Annotated in this window: 16 protein-coding genes; 7 read left to right on the top strand and 9 right to left on the bottom strand. The window is 66.3% G+C overall.

Features of this window, described 5'->3' with window-relative positions; all coding sequences use genetic code 11:
* Positions 1 to 29 precede the first annotated feature (29 nt).
* On the top strand, positions 30 to 2,012 hold the full coding sequence (locus HMPREF3151_RS08160; protein ID WP_070475043.1) for a bifunctional metallophosphatase/5'-nucleotidase: 1,983 nt from the start codon (positions 30 to 32) through the stop codon (positions 2,010 to 2,012).
* On the opposite strand, the gene HMPREF3151_RS08155 is transcribed toward HMPREF3151_RS08160, so the two are convergent.
* Positions 2,009 to 2,851, bottom strand: a complete 843-nt coding sequence (locus HMPREF3151_RS08155) for a trypsin-like serine protease (RefSeq protein ID WP_070475042.1) — start codon at positions 2,849 to 2,851, stop codon at positions 2,009 to 2,011. The genes HMPREF3151_RS08160 and HMPREF3151_RS08155 overlap by 4 nt on opposite strands.
* Complete coding sequence (locus tag HMPREF3151_RS08150; RefSeq protein WP_070475041.1) at positions 2,832 to 3,671, bottom strand: DUF418 domain-containing protein; 840 nt, start codon at positions 3,669 to 3,671, stop codon at positions 2,832 to 2,834. The genes HMPREF3151_RS08155 and HMPREF3151_RS08150 overlap by 20 nt, the downstream gene beginning before the upstream one ends.
* 95 nt (positions 3,672 to 3,766) lie before the next feature.
* Between HMPREF3151_RS08150 and HMPREF3151_RS08145 the strand changes: the two genes are divergently transcribed.
* On the top strand, positions 3,767 to 4,435 hold the full coding sequence (locus tag HMPREF3151_RS08145) for a response regulator transcription factor (RefSeq protein WP_070475116.1): 669 nt from the start codon (positions 3,767 to 3,769) through the stop codon (positions 4,433 to 4,435).
* The gene (locus tag HMPREF3151_RS08140; protein ID WP_070475040.1) at positions 4,432 to 5,472 is read left to right on the top strand and encodes a sensor histidine kinase; all 1,041 of its coding nucleotides are present in this window, start codon (positions 4,432 to 4,434) and stop codon (positions 5,470 to 5,472) included. The genes HMPREF3151_RS08145 and HMPREF3151_RS08140 overlap by 4 nt, the downstream gene beginning before the upstream one ends.
* Here the strand turns inward: HMPREF3151_RS08140 and HMPREF3151_RS08135 are convergent.
* Genes HMPREF3151_RS08135 through HMPREF3151_RS08115 form a run of 5 tightly spaced genes read right to left on the bottom strand, consistent with a single transcriptional unit; the run spans position 5,455 to position 9,656 of the window.
* Positions 5,455 to 6,555: a Dyp-type peroxidase gene (locus HMPREF3151_RS08135; protein WP_083290261.1), complete on the bottom strand. Its 1,101-nt coding sequence runs from the start codon at positions 6,553 to 6,555 to the stop codon at positions 5,455 to 5,457. The two genes, HMPREF3151_RS08140 and HMPREF3151_RS08135, sit on opposite strands and share 18 nt — an antisense overlap.
* A 16-nt stretch (positions 6,556 to 6,571) precedes the next feature.
* Positions 6,572 to 7,210 carry a Fic family protein gene (locus HMPREF3151_RS08130; protein WP_070475038.1) on the bottom strand — a complete coding sequence of 213 codons (639 nt, stop codon included), beginning with the start codon at positions 7,208 to 7,210 and terminating at the stop codon, positions 6,572 to 6,574.
* 9 nt (positions 7,211 to 7,219) lie between these two features.
* The gene (locus HMPREF3151_RS08125; protein WP_141741376.1) at positions 7,220 to 7,603 is read right to left on the bottom strand and encodes a GNAT family N-acetyltransferase; all 384 of its coding nucleotides are present in this window, start codon (positions 7,601 to 7,603) and stop codon (positions 7,220 to 7,222) included.
* A gap of 56 nt (positions 7,604 to 7,659) precedes the next feature.
* Complete coding sequence (chrA, locus tag HMPREF3151_RS08120) at positions 7,660 to 8,826, bottom strand: chromate efflux transporter (protein ID WP_083290264.1); 1,167 nt, start codon at positions 8,824 to 8,826, stop codon at positions 7,660 to 7,662.
* Positions 8,827 to 8,840: 14 nt separating this feature from the next.
* Positions 8,841 to 9,656: a CPBP family intramembrane glutamic endopeptidase gene (locus HMPREF3151_RS08115; protein WP_070475035.1), complete on the bottom strand. Its 816-nt coding sequence runs from the start codon at positions 9,654 to 9,656 to the stop codon at positions 8,841 to 8,843.
* Between the two features lie 195 nt (positions 9,657 to 9,851).
* Between HMPREF3151_RS08115 and HMPREF3151_RS08110 the strand changes: the two genes are divergently transcribed.
* Together HMPREF3151_RS08110 and arfB are read left to right on the top strand one after the other, a co-directional pair.
* Complete coding sequence (locus HMPREF3151_RS08110) at positions 9,852 to 10,883, top strand: FUSC family protein (protein WP_070475034.1); 1,032 nt, start codon at positions 9,852 to 9,854, stop codon at positions 10,881 to 10,883.
* A gap of 350 nt (positions 10,884 to 11,233) precedes the next feature.
* Positions 11,234 to 11,677 (top strand): alternative ribosome rescue aminoacyl-tRNA hydrolase ArfB, encoded by a 444-nt coding sequence (arfB, locus tag HMPREF3151_RS08100; RefSeq protein ID WP_070475032.1) that lies wholly within the window; start codon positions 11,234 to 11,236, stop codon positions 11,675 to 11,677.
* A 47-nt stretch (positions 11,678 to 11,724) separates the two neighbouring features.
* Here arfB and HMPREF3151_RS08095 read toward each other — a convergent pair whose 3' ends face one another.
* Together HMPREF3151_RS08095 and HMPREF3151_RS08090 are read right to left on the bottom strand one after the other, a co-directional pair.
* Positions 11,725 to 11,985 carry a HigA family addiction module antitoxin gene (locus tag HMPREF3151_RS08095; RefSeq protein ID WP_070475115.1) on the bottom strand — a complete coding sequence of 87 codons (261 nt, stop codon included), beginning with the start codon at positions 11,983 to 11,985 and terminating at the stop codon, positions 11,725 to 11,727.
* Positions 11,986 to 12,019: 34 nt separating this feature from the next.
* Complete coding sequence (locus HMPREF3151_RS08090; RefSeq protein WP_005290974.1) at positions 12,020 to 12,301, bottom strand: type II toxin-antitoxin system RelE/ParE family toxin; 282 nt, start codon at positions 12,299 to 12,301, stop codon at positions 12,020 to 12,022.
* A gap of 332 nt (positions 12,302 to 12,633) precedes the next feature.
* On the opposite strand from HMPREF3151_RS08090, the gene HMPREF3151_RS08085 reads away from it, so the two are divergent.
* Both HMPREF3151_RS08085 and HMPREF3151_RS11615 read left to right on the top strand, forming a co-directional pair.
* Complete coding sequence (locus HMPREF3151_RS08085) at positions 12,634 to 12,984, top strand: VOC family protein (RefSeq protein ID WP_070475114.1); 351 nt, start codon at positions 12,634 to 12,636, stop codon at positions 12,982 to 12,984.
* A gap of 89 nt (positions 12,985 to 13,073) precedes the next feature.
* The gene (locus HMPREF3151_RS11615; RefSeq protein WP_083290258.1) at positions 13,074 to 13,319 is read left to right on the top strand and encodes a ribbon-helix-helix domain-containing protein; all 246 of its coding nucleotides are present in this window, start codon (positions 13,074 to 13,076) and stop codon (positions 13,317 to 13,319) included.
* The last annotated feature ends 769 nt before the right edge of the window (positions 13,320 to 14,088 follow it).

Below are 14,088 nucleotides of genomic sequence, written 5' to 3'. Positions count from 1 at the left end.
ACACAACCCGACCAAGAGAAAGGCCCCTCGTGTCCGCCCGCTTCCGCATCCAGCTGGTCACCGCGACCACCACCGCCGCCCTCGCTGCCGCCTTCACGCCCTTCACCCCGGCGGCGCTGGCGGCCGAGACCTCCGAGTTCACCATCTCCAACGTCACCGACTTCCACGGCTACTGGGAGGAAACGAAGTTCGTGCCCGGCGCGGCCCACCTCAAGTGCGCCGTGGACAAGGCCGCCGAAGGTAAAACGCACGTCTTCACCTCCGCCGGCGACAACATCGGCGCCTCCCCCTTCGCATCCAAGCTGCTCAACGACGCCCCCACTCTGGACATCCTCAACCTGATGAACCTGCAGGTCTCCGCGCTGGGCAACCACGAGCTCGACGAAGGCGCCGACGACTTCTCCAACCGCGTCACCAAGGCCGCGGACTTCGACTACCTCGCCGCCAACGCCAAGACTGTGAAGAACACGAAGGACTACGTGGTCAAGGACCTCGACGGCGCGAAGGTCGCCTTCGTGGGCACCATCACCGACGACATGCCGAACCTGGTCAACCCGACATCCATCGAGGGCATCGAATGGAACGACCCCGTCGCAACCACGAACGAGCTCGCAGAAAAGCTGAAGAGTAGCGGCGAGGCCGACGTGGTCATCGCGCTCGTGCACGAAGGCGGCATCAAGGCCGACGAGTTCTCCGACGCCGTCGACGTGGCGTTCCTCGGCCACTCCCACCAGTCCATCGAGCCCTCCGGCGAGAAGCCGCTTCTGATCCAGGCCGGCTCCAACGGCACCAACCTCGCCAACGTGGATCTGAGCTTCGACCACGCCGCCAAGAAGCTGACAGTGAAAAACGCCGAGCTTCTCGACGCCGACACGATCCGCACCTGCGACACCCCGCAGCCCGAAATCGACGCCGTAGTCAAGGACGCCCTGGATAAGGCCGGCACCGAGGGCAAGAAGGTCATCGGGCACGCGGACGAGGACCTGTACAAGGCTGGAGACAAGGAGTCCCAGCTCAACAACTACATCGCCGAGGCAACGCGCCAGGGTGTGACCAAGAACTCGTCGGTCACCGCCGACATCGGCGTGATGAATGCGGGCGGCGTCCGCGCGGAGCTCGAGGCCGGCGACGTCACCTACGAGCAGGCGTTTTCCGTCCAGCCGTTCGGCGGCGAAAACACCTACGTCGAGCTGAAGGGCTCGGACGTGGTGCAGGCGCTGGAGGAGCAGTGGCGCGACGACCCGGACCGCCCCATGTTCCCTCTGGGCATCTCCGACAACGTCTCCTACACCTACGACCCGGCCGCGCCGGTCGGTTCCAAGATCACCTCGGTCACCGTCGACGGCGCCCCGATCGACCCGGAGAAGACCTACGTGGTCGCCGGCTCGACCTTCCTGCTCGCCGGCGGCGACAACTTCAAGGCCTTCACCAAGGGATCCGAGCCCGCGAACTTGGGCTACGTGGACCTCAACGCCCTAGTCGAGGCGCTCAGCTCCGGCCAGAAGCATCGCACCGGCCAGTCCAACGTGGGCGTCCACCTCCCCGCCCCGCTCACCGCGGGCAAGGAGGCAACCATCGAGCTCAGCTCCCTGCTCTTCGACAAGGGCGAGGCCGCCACCACCGCAACCGCAACGCTTGGCGACGCCTCCGGTTCCGCCACCATCTCCCCCAACAACGCCGACCAGACCGCCAACGAGTACGGCACCGCCACCGTGAAGCTCACGGTCCCGGCGGGCATGTCGGGCACCCAAGAGCTGCGCATCACCACCGACGCCGGCACCGAGGTCACCGTCCCCGTCGAGGTCGCGCCCGCCGCTGAGACAGAGCCGAACAAGCCCGCCCCGAGCAAACCCACTCCGAACGAGCCTGCTGCCGACAACGGCTCGAGCGCCGACAACCTCGGCTGGATCATCCCGGTGGCCATCGCCGGCGCCTTCGGGCTCGCGAACCTGGTGGCCCTGCTGTTCCCGTTTGCGGTGGACGGGGTGCTGGGGCCGATCGCTAAGCGCTAGCCCTCTTGCTTACGGCGGGTGGCCATGAACAGGCCGGCCGCCACCAGCGCGAGCGCGCCAAGGCCGAGCACCACGTAGCGCAGGGAGGCGGCGGGCTCCGAGGACTCGCTGGAAGCCCCAGCATCCGCCGAACCCGCGACCACGCCGCGGATCCATTCGGCTTGCTCCGCCACCGGCGCCACCGCCACCGCGGCGTTCGAGGTCATCTCCTCCTCGGTGGGGTTTTCCGGGTCCTCGAACAGACCCGCCGACATGACGCCGGCGACCTGGCCTTCAGAGAAGATGGCGCCACCGGAGTCGCCCGGCTGAATCCGCGCCCCGCCGTTCAAAGCGACGTCGAGGGCGGACGGAGCGTCGAAAAGCGCGAGCGGCGATTCCCCGCGCACCGTCGCCTCCGCGGCGGGCAGTGTGGTCGAGCCGCCGGAGCCGTCGGAGGACCAGCCGTAGATGTTCACCTCGCCCGACGGCACCGTGTCCGCAACCGAGGCGTAGGAGGAAAGCCCCAGGTCTTCGGTGGTGTGCAAAAGCGCGATGTCGCCGCGGGGCGCGACCTCGTGGCGGTCCACCTGGAACACCTTCTGGTCCTCGCCCTGGCCGGTGCGCACTGAGCCGCCGGGCTTGGCGGCCGCCTCGACGCAGTGGCGGGCGGTGATTACCCAGTGCGGGTCGATGGCGGTGCCGGTGCACACGCCGTCGTCGGGGTCGGAGTCGTCCACTCGCACCGAGACCACGGGCTCGGCCTCTGGCGCGTCGCCGGCGAACTGCTCGGATTCCATCGCCCACGCCGGCTGCGCCGCCATAGCGACACCAACTGCAACACTAATTGCCAACTTTTTCATTATTTTCCTTTCCGACCACCGCCGTGAGGCGGCGAACAATACTTTCCAGCGGCCCGCGCTGAAACACGGCGAGCCAGCCGTACGCGATCACCACGGCGCCGATCACGCTCGCCCACACCCCGACCCACTGCGCGCTCAGCACGTGCAGGCAATACAGGGTCAGCGTCATCCGCCCCAGCGGCGCGAGCCACCCCAGCCAGCGCCCCGCGAGGCAGCACAGGGAGCAGATGCCTATCGACGCCCCGGCGGTCCCCACCACATCGGCTAGCCCGCCGGTGTGGCCGGTGGCGTCCAGAAGTGGAGGCAACGACACCCACCAACGCAGTGCAAGGTCGGCCGCGAACAACACACACCCAACGAGTGCGCCGATGCGCAGCGGCATGTGGCGCGCGAACAGGATTCCCGCGACCATGAGCACCGCCCACATCAGCGGCGGGTACGGCGAGCTCGACGGCGCGAGCGCCGCCGAGCCCAACGTGCCGGCGAAGGCGAGCCACACCAGCCACGCCGAATCCCACCTCGGCGCCCACGCGAGGACGATCATGCAGACCCCGATCGTGCCCAGAACCACCTCGATGGTCCCGGCACACGGCACCAACGCGAAGTGCAGCGCGATCAGGCACGCCCCGCGCACCACGAACTGCGCCGGCCGGGTGCGCATCAGCCCCATGGACACCCCGGCGAGGAACGCGAAGAGCCCCGCGGGGAAGCCGAACAGCAGCTGCGCGGCGATGCCGCCCGGCGCGGTGAGGTGCGCGACGATCATCGCGACAAGCGCCACCGCCCGGGCCGCGTCGATTCCAACGATTCTGGTCTGCATGCCGCTTGAAGCTACGAACCCGGGTGTTGCGCCCGCGTTAACGCGGATGTTTACACCGGCGCAACATCGCGGCGCATACGATCGCAACCATGACAATTCGGGTGCTTATCGTGGACGACGAGGCCTTCCTCGCCGACGCCATCGCCACCGGCCTGTCGCGCGCCAGCATGCACACACGCGTGGCCTACGACGGGTTCGAGGCGCTGAAGCTTATCGACGAGCTGCCGCCCGACGTCGTCGTACTTGATCGGGACCTGCCCGGGGTCCACGGCGACGTGGTGTGCAGGCACGTCGTGGAGACGCAGCCCGCCACGCGGGTGATCATGCTGACCGCGTCCGGGGCGCTGGACGACCGGCTGGAGGGCTTCGACCTCGGCGCCGACGACTACTTGGCCAAGCCGTTCGAACTGCCGGAGCTGGTGGCGCGGGTGAAGGCGCTGGCGAAGCGCAACGCGCCGTCGCGCGGCGAGGTGTACCGCTGCGGGGACGTGCGCCTGGACACCTTCCGCCGCGAGGTGACCCGCGGCGAAGCGCCGGTGAGCCTGAGCCCGAAGGAGTTCGCGGTGCTCAAGGTGCTCATGGAAGCCGGCGGCGGGGTGATCTCCGCCGAGGACCTGCTGGCGGAGGCATGGGACGAAAACGCCGACCCGTTCACCAACTCCCCGCGCGTGACGGTGTCGCACCTGCGCAAGAAGCTCGGCGAGCCGCGCATCGTGCACACCGTCACCGGCGCCGGGTACTACGTGGCGGAGGCCGAGCGATGAGGCTGAGCCTGCGGGCGCGGATCACGGTGATGTTCGTGGCCACCGTCCTCGGCGTCGGCCTGGCGCTGATCGGCCTGGTGTACGCGTATTTGAAGCTCACCCCGGTGCCGGTGATGGCGTCGTTTCCGGGTGCGGACGACGGGGTGGTCATCGACGGCGCCGTGCCCGTCACCGACGAGATCCTGCGCCGCATCCTCCTCGCCTCTTTGGGTGCGCTGGCGCTGCTCACCACGCTTGCGGGCGTGGTGGGCTGGTTCGTGGCGGGGCTGGTGATCACCCCGCTGCGCTCGATCGCCGACGACGCCCGCACCGTCACCCGCGGCGACTTGAAAGCCCGCATCGACTACGACGGGCCCCGTGACGAGGTCGGCGAGCTGGCTGAGGCCCTCAACGCCATGCTGGACGAGCTCGCAGACGCCGTCGAGCGCCAGCGCCGCTTCGCCGCCAACGCCTCGCACGAGCTGAAGACCCCGATCGCGACCATCCAGACCGTCGCCGACGTGGCGCTTTCCGGCGACGACGCCGAGCTACGCCCGGCGCTGGGCCGGATCCGCGAGGTCAACGCCCGCAACGCCGCGACCGTCTCTTCGCTGCTGCAGCTGGCCAACGTGCAGGTCCGCGACCGCGCGCCCGTCGATCTGGCCGCGGTGTGCCGCGAGGTCGGCGCGGCTCACGGCATTCCCGTGGACACAGCCGACGCAGCGCCGCTGACGGTCGAGGCTTCCCCCACCCTGATCCGCCAGGCCGTGGACAACCTCGCGCGCAACGCCGCCATCCACGGCACCGGCGGGTCGATCACGCTCCGACGCGTAGAGGCTGGCGCCGAGATCACCGTCGAATCCGGCGGTGAACCGCTCGACCCAGCGGAGGTCGCCACCTGGACCGAGCCGTTTGCCCGCGCCTGCCGCACCTCGGGTTCCGGCCACGGGCTCGGCCTTGCCCTAGTCCAGGCAATAGCGAAGGCCCACGGCGGTTCGCTCGAGTTGGCGCCGCGGGCCGGGGGCGGGCTCGTCGTAAAGCTACTGCTCCCTGCGTAGCGCGCCCTCGAAGCGCGCCTTCGCCGCCGCGACGTCCTCCGCGTTGTGGGAGGTGGGCACGTCCGCGCGGTCCGGGAAAACGGCCTTGCCCTGCGGCAGGTTGATCGCCGGCTGGTTCGGCTCCTCGCCGCCCTCACCGCGCAGGTGCGGGTGCGCGTAGTCGGCGCAGTGGTCCAAAAACACGCGCGGCGGGGCGAAGAAGTTGCAGCCGGTCAGCGCCTCGGAGAAGTCCAGGATGCGGTCGTAGTTGCTCTCCGGCTCGCCGATGAACATCCGCCGCAACATCACCTCGGTGACGCGGGGGTCGCGGGCGTAGCTCATGAAGAAGGTGCCCTGCTTGCCCAGCGCGTCGCCGAAGGAGAGATTGTTGCGCACGATCTCGAGGCCGTTGCCGTCCTCGTCCTCAACTTGGTTGACGGCGACGTGGCTGTTCGGCGCCTTCTCGTCCAGCTCGATGTCGGAGTGCTTCGTGCGGCCGATGACCTGCTCCTGCTCCGCCACCGGCAGGTCATTCCAGTCCTTCAGGTTGTGCACGTACTTCTGCTCGACGATGTAGCTGCCGCCCTTCCAAATGCCGTCGCGGATGATCGCAACCTCGACGCCTTCCTGGCCGCGGGGGCTTTCGGTGCCGTCGACGAAGCCGAGCGGGTCGCGGAAGTCCTGGTACTGGAAGGCGTGGACCTCGTCGTGGTAGTCGATGTGGTCCTCCACGATCGCGTTGATGCGGCGCGCCAGCTCGAAAGCGACGTCGAACTCGTCTGCGCGGATGTGGAAGAACAGATCGCCCGGGGTGGACGGCGCGTGGTGCTTCGCGCCCTGAAGCTCCACGAACTCGTGCAGGTGCTCCGGCTTGTCCAGCGCAAACAGGCGGTCCCACATGTTCGCACCAATGCCGGCCACCGCGGTCAGGTGCGCCTTGGGGTAGCGGAAGCCCACACCGTTGGTCAGGCTGGACAGGCTGGACAGCACCTCCAGCGCCGCCTCCTCGCCGCCGTCTTTGAAGCCGAGGGTGAGAAACAGCGCGTCCCGCGACTGCGGGAGGATCACGGTTTGGGTAACTTCTGCCTGGTTCCTACTCGTCATGGGGGTTAAGTATTCCCTATTGGTCCGCGTTGTGCCGGACCAGGGCTTCCACTACCGGACCTGTCTCGCCGAAGACGTAGGCCCGAGCGAGCAGATCGTGAAATTCGCGGCTCACCGACGGGTCCGCGTCGTCGTGCGGCACCGCCATCAGCACACCTGCCCCCTGGCCGATTAAGTAACTGTTCGCGGCGAAGATCGCGGTGCGCTTGTTGCCGTCTTCAAAGGGCTGGGCTCGAGCGACTTCGACGAAGAGATGTGCGGCGGACCGGAGGGCGTCGTCAAGCTTGAGTTGCTGTTGAATGAGCGCGTCAAGCTCTTCAGCCGTGACCGCCGCGGGTTTGTGCCGGCCGTGGGTGGTGTGAACGCCAATGCCCTGATCCGCGCGGCGCAGCTTGCCGGGGTTGAGCGCGGCGCTGCGGGTGAGCTGCGCATTGATGCGCCCAAGATAGGCCGCGGTGATTGGCTCGCCGGCGGTGGCGATGACGAACTCCGCAGCCGCCTCTAGGTCCTGCAGCAACGCCAGATCACTGCGGCCACGCACCCCGTCCGTATCGCCCGAGCGCAGGTAGCGGTCGGTGGCGAGGCGGCTGGTGGACAGCCCGTCGAAGACGACACCGGCGGTGTAGATGACGTCGAGCAAATCGGTCGCGTGCATGCCTTTACGCTACAGCTCCCGGATATACAGCAGCATCCTTGATCCGGCCTCGATGTTGGTGAAGCCGTGCCGCTCGTAGAACCGCCGCGCGCCCGCGTCCACCTCGTCGACGTTGATCTGCATCTCGCCCGCCCCGCGCTTGCGGATCTCAGACAGCACCCGCTCCATCATCTGCGTGCCCAGCCCGCGGCCGCGGTGCGCCGGGGCGACGTAGAGCTCCTCCAGCATCGCCACCGGGCCGTCGTAGTACGGGCTCGGCCGCAGCGTCAGATACGCGAACCCGGCCTCGCCGGCCAGCACCACGAGCACATCGTCGCGGGCGATGAGCTGCGCGAACCTGCGTTTTAGGTTGTCGGGCACCGGGGTCTCGAACTCGGTGTTGAAGTCGTGCATTAGCTTTGCGACGAGCTCCGCCTCCCCCACCGTTGCCGTCCGAATCACGGGCGCAGTCACAACACCACCTGCCCAACAGCCGCGGCGCCGACGACCACCGCCCAGGCTGGGGCCTTGAAGTTTTTCAGCGCCACGAACGCCGCGGCCGCCACCGCCATCGTGGCCGGTCCGTGGATGCCGGAGGTGAACACCGGGGTGTACAGCGCCGCAGCGAGGATGCCCACCATCGCAGCGTTCGCCCCGGCCAGAGCGCTTGCGGCGCGCGGGGTGGCGCGCAGCCGGTCCCAAAACGGCATGACCCCGACGACCAACAGCGCCGCCGGCAGGAAGATCGCCACCGTGGCCAGGGTCGCACCCCACAGCCAGTGAACGCCCTCAGCCGAGGCGCCCAAGAACGAGGCAAAGGTGAACAGCGGGCCGGGCACCGCCTGGGCGGCGCCGTAGCCGGCGAGGAAGGTGTCGTGGTCCACCAGCCTCGTGGGCACCGTGGCCTGCTCCAACAGCGGCAGCACCACGTGCCCGCCGCCGAAGACCAGGGCGCCGGAGCGGTAGAAGCTGTCGAGCATCTCCCAGCTCGTGCCCAGTTTTCCTGTCATCGGGAGCAGCGCGAGCAGGGGCGCGAACACTCCCAGCGCCGCCAACCCTACGGTGCGGCTGGCGGTGGAGGGGCGGCTGGGGGCCGGAGGGGCGTCGATAGGCGGAAGCGCGAAGGCGGCCACGAGCATGCCCGCAACGATCGCGCCGACCTGGGCCGCGGGGTGCGGGACGAGCAGGACGATGAGGAATGCGGCGAGTGCGACGGCCGCGCGCAACCGGTCCGTGACGATGCTGTTCGCCATGCCCATCACCGCCTGCGCGACCACCGCGACCGCCGCCGCCTTGAGCCCCGCGAGCCAGCCGGCATCTGAGATGTCGCCGAGGCGCGCCACTCCGAGCGCGAATGCGACCATGAGGAGGACGCTCGGCAGCGTGAAGCCTACAAACGCCGCGAGCATCCCAGCGTAGCCCGCGCGCTTGAGGCCGATTGCCATGCCGACCTGGCTCGATGCCGGGCCCGGCATGAACTGGCACAGGGCGACGAGGTCGGCGTATTCGTCGTCGCTGAGACACCGTCGCTTCTCCACGAATTCGTCCCGGAAGTACCCCAAATGCGCCGTCGGCCCGCCGAAGGACGTCAGTCCGAGCCGGGTGAATATGAGTAGTACTTCAAACACAAGCGCGATGGTAGTGCAGGCGGCTACGCCGCGGGCTGCGCAGAGACTTTGCGCCGAAAAAGCACGATTACCACCGCAGTCGCGGCGGCCATAGCGACAAAGCTCGCGGCGGTGGCCGCAGCCGAGGTGGGCAACCCGAGGTCCTGCACGGTGCCGAACGTGTTCCAGGCCAGGTGCACGGCCACCGCAACCCAGATCCCGTTGAACGCCCACACCAGCAGGGCAAACAGCAGCGCGTCGGCGAAGTAGTGCGCGATACCGACCGGGGAGCCGTACGCCTGCGGGTGCACGAGAATGAAGGGGATTGCAGCCAGCAGCGCGCCGATCACCGGGTTCCGGGTCCACGCGGTGAACGCTTGCAGGAACACGCCGCGGAACGCCATCTCCTCGGCGAGCGCGGCCAGCGCAAGCGCGACGAGCTCGACCGGGAAATCGGCGCCGATATTGCCGACCACCTGCCCCCACGACGCGCCGTAGCCGTACACGCCCACCAGCGACATGACCACAGAGATAACCACCAGGGCCACCGCGAAGGCCGCGAACGGCACCCACGGTTTCGTGCCCGGCTGCCCTGTGAACACCGATGACACCGGACGGCGCCCGATGAAGCGGACGGCGACAAGCACCGCGAGGATCTCCACGATCACCGACCCGTAGCCGAAATACTTGTCGGCCGCGCCGCTGGAAGTATCCACACCTGCAGCTTCCAATGCCAGGCCGAGCACCCCTGTGAACAGGACCGCGAGAACGACCACCGCGAGGACTTCGGCGAACGGCCTCCACCACGCGTAGTTGGGCTGGTTGCGGGATGCGAGGAAGAAATTCCCGGTACGGGACACAGCTAGATGCTCCTTGCCTGGTTCGTCTTTTGTTGTTGCGTGTGAGCTAACCGGGCCATCGTATGCCCCGCGGTTGATATGTGCAGAGGGACAAGTCCGCGTCGCCGCGCCCGCCGCGCTAGACTCTCCGCCGGCAAAATTCACGAGCGCGTTTTGGGAGGTCCACAGTTGCACCACTTCAGCCCACTGTTTGAAATGGGGCCGGCCCGGCGCGACCACATCCCGGCGTTCCGCGTCGCGCTCGGGGTGGCAATCACGATGTTCACCCTCCTCGCGCTCGGACGAATGGACCTTGCCATCTACGCCAACTTCGGCGCGTTCACCGGCGTCTACGGCAGGCACGCCACCCGCGAGATGCGCCTGAAGCACCACATTCTGGCGGGCATCGCCCTGACATCGGCGGTGACCGTGGGAGCGCTGATGGCGTGGCTGGATGTGCACCCTTGGGCCCTCGTTGCCATCACCTCGTTGGTCTCATCGGTGTGGGCGACCATCGCGCTGGCCGCGGACATGAAGCCCACCGGCTCGGTGTTTGTGATCTTTTCGGTGGCCGCGGTCGGCTCGCTGAACAACCCGGTCCACCCGGCGCTCGCCTTCGCCATCGCGGGTGGGGCGGCGCTTTTGTGCCTGGGGCTCGGGCAGCTGTCCCACCTCATCGGCGAGGGTCCTGGCGGCGACTCAAAGGAGACCGAGCACCCCACCCGCGCCCCCGACGCCGGCCGGGTTCCCTGGCGGCGCCTGCGCGTCGAGGCGCGCCGCTTCTTCTTCGCGCCCCTACTCGCCGGCATTCTCGGACTGATCTCAGTGACCATCTTCGACCCGCTCACCCACTCGTACTGGGCCATGGTCGCCGCCGTCGCGCCGCTGGTGAACTCCCGCTTCAAGGTGCAGTACTACCGCGCCATCGAGCGCGTGCTGGGCACGCTCACCGGCATCGCCGTGGCCGGGTTCTTGCTGTCGCACCCGATGCAGGGCTGGCAGATCGTCGTGTGGATTGTGATTCTGCAGTACCTCACCGAGATGTATGTGACCCGCAACTACACCATCGCCGCCAGCTTCATCACCCCGACCGCGCTGCTTATGGTGCAGACGGTCGAGGCCTCCCCTGTCTGGCCGATGCTGCTCGCCCGCACCGCGGAAACCGTCATCGGCGCGGGCGCGGCGCTCGTGGTCATCGCGGTGGGTTACGTGCGCAAGTACCCCTCCGTAGTGCTTCCGGGCCGTTAAAACAATTGCTTAGCGACGAAAGCTCCGCCCCACCCCGCGGCCTACCTCCCGTCGCCAGTAGAGATGTTCCAGGCGAGTCCGAACCTGTCCTCCACGACGCCGAAGTGCGCGCCCCACGGCGCCTGCGCGAACGGCATGGTGACCTTGCCGTCGCGGGTGAGCTTCTCGATGCTCTGCTCGCCTTCCTCCCAAGATGTTGACGAACTTCATGCCGCCCTCGAATTCGACTCCGGCGAGAGGTTCACTGCGGACGAGATTAGTCGTGAGTTGGAGTGCTAGAGAATCGGAAGCTGTTTTGAGCTGCGGTCTAGGTTGATTAACGCAGAGGGCAAGGACGTAGGGTGGGTGGCATGAACGACCTGACCATCGCGCCCGGCCCGGGGATCCCCGGCGGCGTGGTCATCGCCGCCGCCGACCTGACGGAGCGGTTCGCGAGATCGTCGGGCCCGGGCGGCCAGGGCGTCAACACCACCGACAGCAAGGTGCAGCTCTCCCTCGATATCGCCGCGTGCGCATCGCTTACCGACGCCCAACGCCGCCGCATCTTGCGCAACCTCGAGCATCGCCTCGACGGCACCGTCCTCACCGTGGCCGCGTCGACCCAGCGGTCACAGGTCCGTAACCGCGCCGACGCACGCCACCGCATGGCGGCGCTGTTGCGCGAGGCGCTCGCCCCGCCGCCTCCTCCGCGCCGGAAGACGAAGCCGACCAGGGGCTCGGTGCGGCGCCGTCGAGAAGCGAAGAAGCGTCGCTCGGAGCTGAAGTCCACGAGGAAACGTCCCCAGCTTCCTTAATTTAGAGCCAAGACAAGATCCTAGGTGGCACTCCTCTCCGGAACCGCCTACACCGAAGCAGCCTGGACCGGCTGAATCCGCTCGATCTCCGCCAGGATTTTGTCTTCTGCCACATCCAGGTCGTACTGGGTCTGCAACCCGAGCCAGAATTGGGGGCTCATCTCGAAAAACTTCGCTAGACGAAGGGCCGTGTCAGCGGTTACAGCGCGCTTACCGTGAACAATTTCGTTGATCCGGCGGGGCGGAACGCCGATGGAGACGGCCAGCTTGTGCTGGGTGATCTCCATTTCCTTGAGAAAGTCCTCCATAAGGATCTCACCCGGGTGAACCGGAGGGAGCTTGTCAGTGGTAGTCAACGATCTCAACCTCCTCTGGCCCCGCGGCGGACCACCGAAAACAGATCCGCCACTGGTCGTTGATTCGAATGCTGAACTGACCCCGCCGGTCACCTTTCAACGCCTCGAGCCGGTTCCCCGGGGGAATCCGTAACTCATCGAGAGTCTGCGCGTACCCAAGCTGGCGAAGCTTGCGCAGCGCTACTGAGTGAATGCGGGAATCGATCGAGCGAACCCGCTCTCGATTCCACAGACGCTCAGTGTCCTTGTCAGCGAACGACTGGATCATGTCTCACCCTATCCCCCATAACGCGAAGCGTCAATAACGCGCAACGTTAAGTTTGTGCTCACCCGAAAGCAAATGCACAGCCACTTTACGCAACCACACCGTCGCAAGCCCCGCATTACGGTGACTTCCGTGAAGACAATAAACGTGAAGCCGATCAGTGAAGATCAAGTTGATGCTTGGGTCGCCGAAGCCGAAAATGGCAACGACATCGAGTTCCTACGCTCTCGCGGGTGTGACCCTCGCGATTCAAAACGCTCCACTACGCCGGAAGGCTGAGTCCCCGCCCGGACACCCGGCTGCGCTTTCTTAGCCCCGCCCCCATAATGATGCTCATGAGCGACCCGAACTTCACGATCCGCCAGATCACCTTCGACTGCCACGAACCGTCCCAGCTCGCCGAGTTCTGGGCGGCCGCAACCGGCTGCGAAATCACCGCGGATTACGGCGATTTCGTGATGGTCGATTCCACTCCGGCGCTAGGGTTTCAGCGCGTTGCGGATCCGACCCCCGGAAAGAACCGCATGCATATCGACGTTGGCGGGGCGGAACGCGAAACCATAGTGGAGCGCCTCAAAGGCCTGGGCGCTAACGAACTCACCACCCACGAGGCGCCAGGACTCGTATGGACCGTGATGCAGGATCCGGAAGGCAACGAGTTCTGCGTGGGCAGCCCCGAGGCCTAGCTACACGTTGAACTTAAACTCCACGGAGTATCGAACGGAAGTAACCTCACCCTAGCCGATAGAACCATTTCCGTATTACGATTACGTGCATGCGAACCATCAACGGGAAGCCAGTCAGCGAAGAGCAAATCGACGCATGGGTAGCCGAAGCCGAGCAAGGCTACGACGTAGAGGCACTTCGACGACGAGGAAGGAAACCTCGAAACGAAGATGCTGCGAAGGTCATCTCCATTCGGCTTTCCCCTGGCGAGATATCTGACCTTGACAAGTATGCGGCCGCCCACGGATGGTCACGGTCTCAGGCAATCCGCGAAGCATTAAAGAACGCCATTTAGACATGGACGTACGCCGTAGCGCCACGAAACATGGCATCAAGCCAAACGACTCAGTTACTGCCGCGACTTCAGGCTGCGTTTTTACAGCCCCTCTCGACGAAGAGCACCCTCAACGGGAATTGCGCCTCGGGTTCGATGGCTCAATGAGGCTACTCGAGATCGTCGTGCTTCTCTGGGACAATGGCACCGAGACCATTATCCACTCAATGAAGGCGCGCAAACAGTACCGCAGCTTGCTAGATTAGGCGGAAGTCTGTGCCTCCTGTGAAGATTGCAGGTCTTTGCCCGATTGCGCAACCATCGTCTCTACTCGCCGAACCCCGAAGCCTAGCTACACGTCGAACTTGAACTCCATCACGTTTCAATACAGAGCAACCTCCGGATCGGCAGGCGGCGCGGCCGTCGCGGTCACCCTGCAGCAGCTGAGGCAGGAGCGCAAACCGCTTCCAAGCTCTACCCCGCGACTTCCAGCTGGTGGGCCCCATTTAAGACACGTGCGTAACGGACGGCACTCAAGCATCCATGTCAACCTTAGTACTCTAGGGCCATGTTTCGAATGCCGTCTTGGCGCGGTGGGCGACGGGCCACCGAGGGCCATCCGCACGACGCGACGACGCCCGTCAGTCCGCCTGAACCGAATCCAGATCACGCATGGAAGACACTCGCATTGGTGAACGAGTGGATTCGCCATTCGGATGCGAAGGCCAGCGTGACACTTGCCTTTACCGGGGTGATGGTGTTGCGACCGGCTAGTTGGTAGCGGTGTGGT

Origin of the sequence: Corynebacterium sp. HMSC05H05 (assembly GCF_001807265.1) — a bacterium.
Taxonomy (GTDB): Bacteria; Actinomycetota; Actinomycetes; order Mycobacteriales; family Mycobacteriaceae; genus Corynebacterium.
Note: the sequence above shows the minus strand (reverse complement) of the source record. Positions and strands in the feature narration are given on the sequence as shown.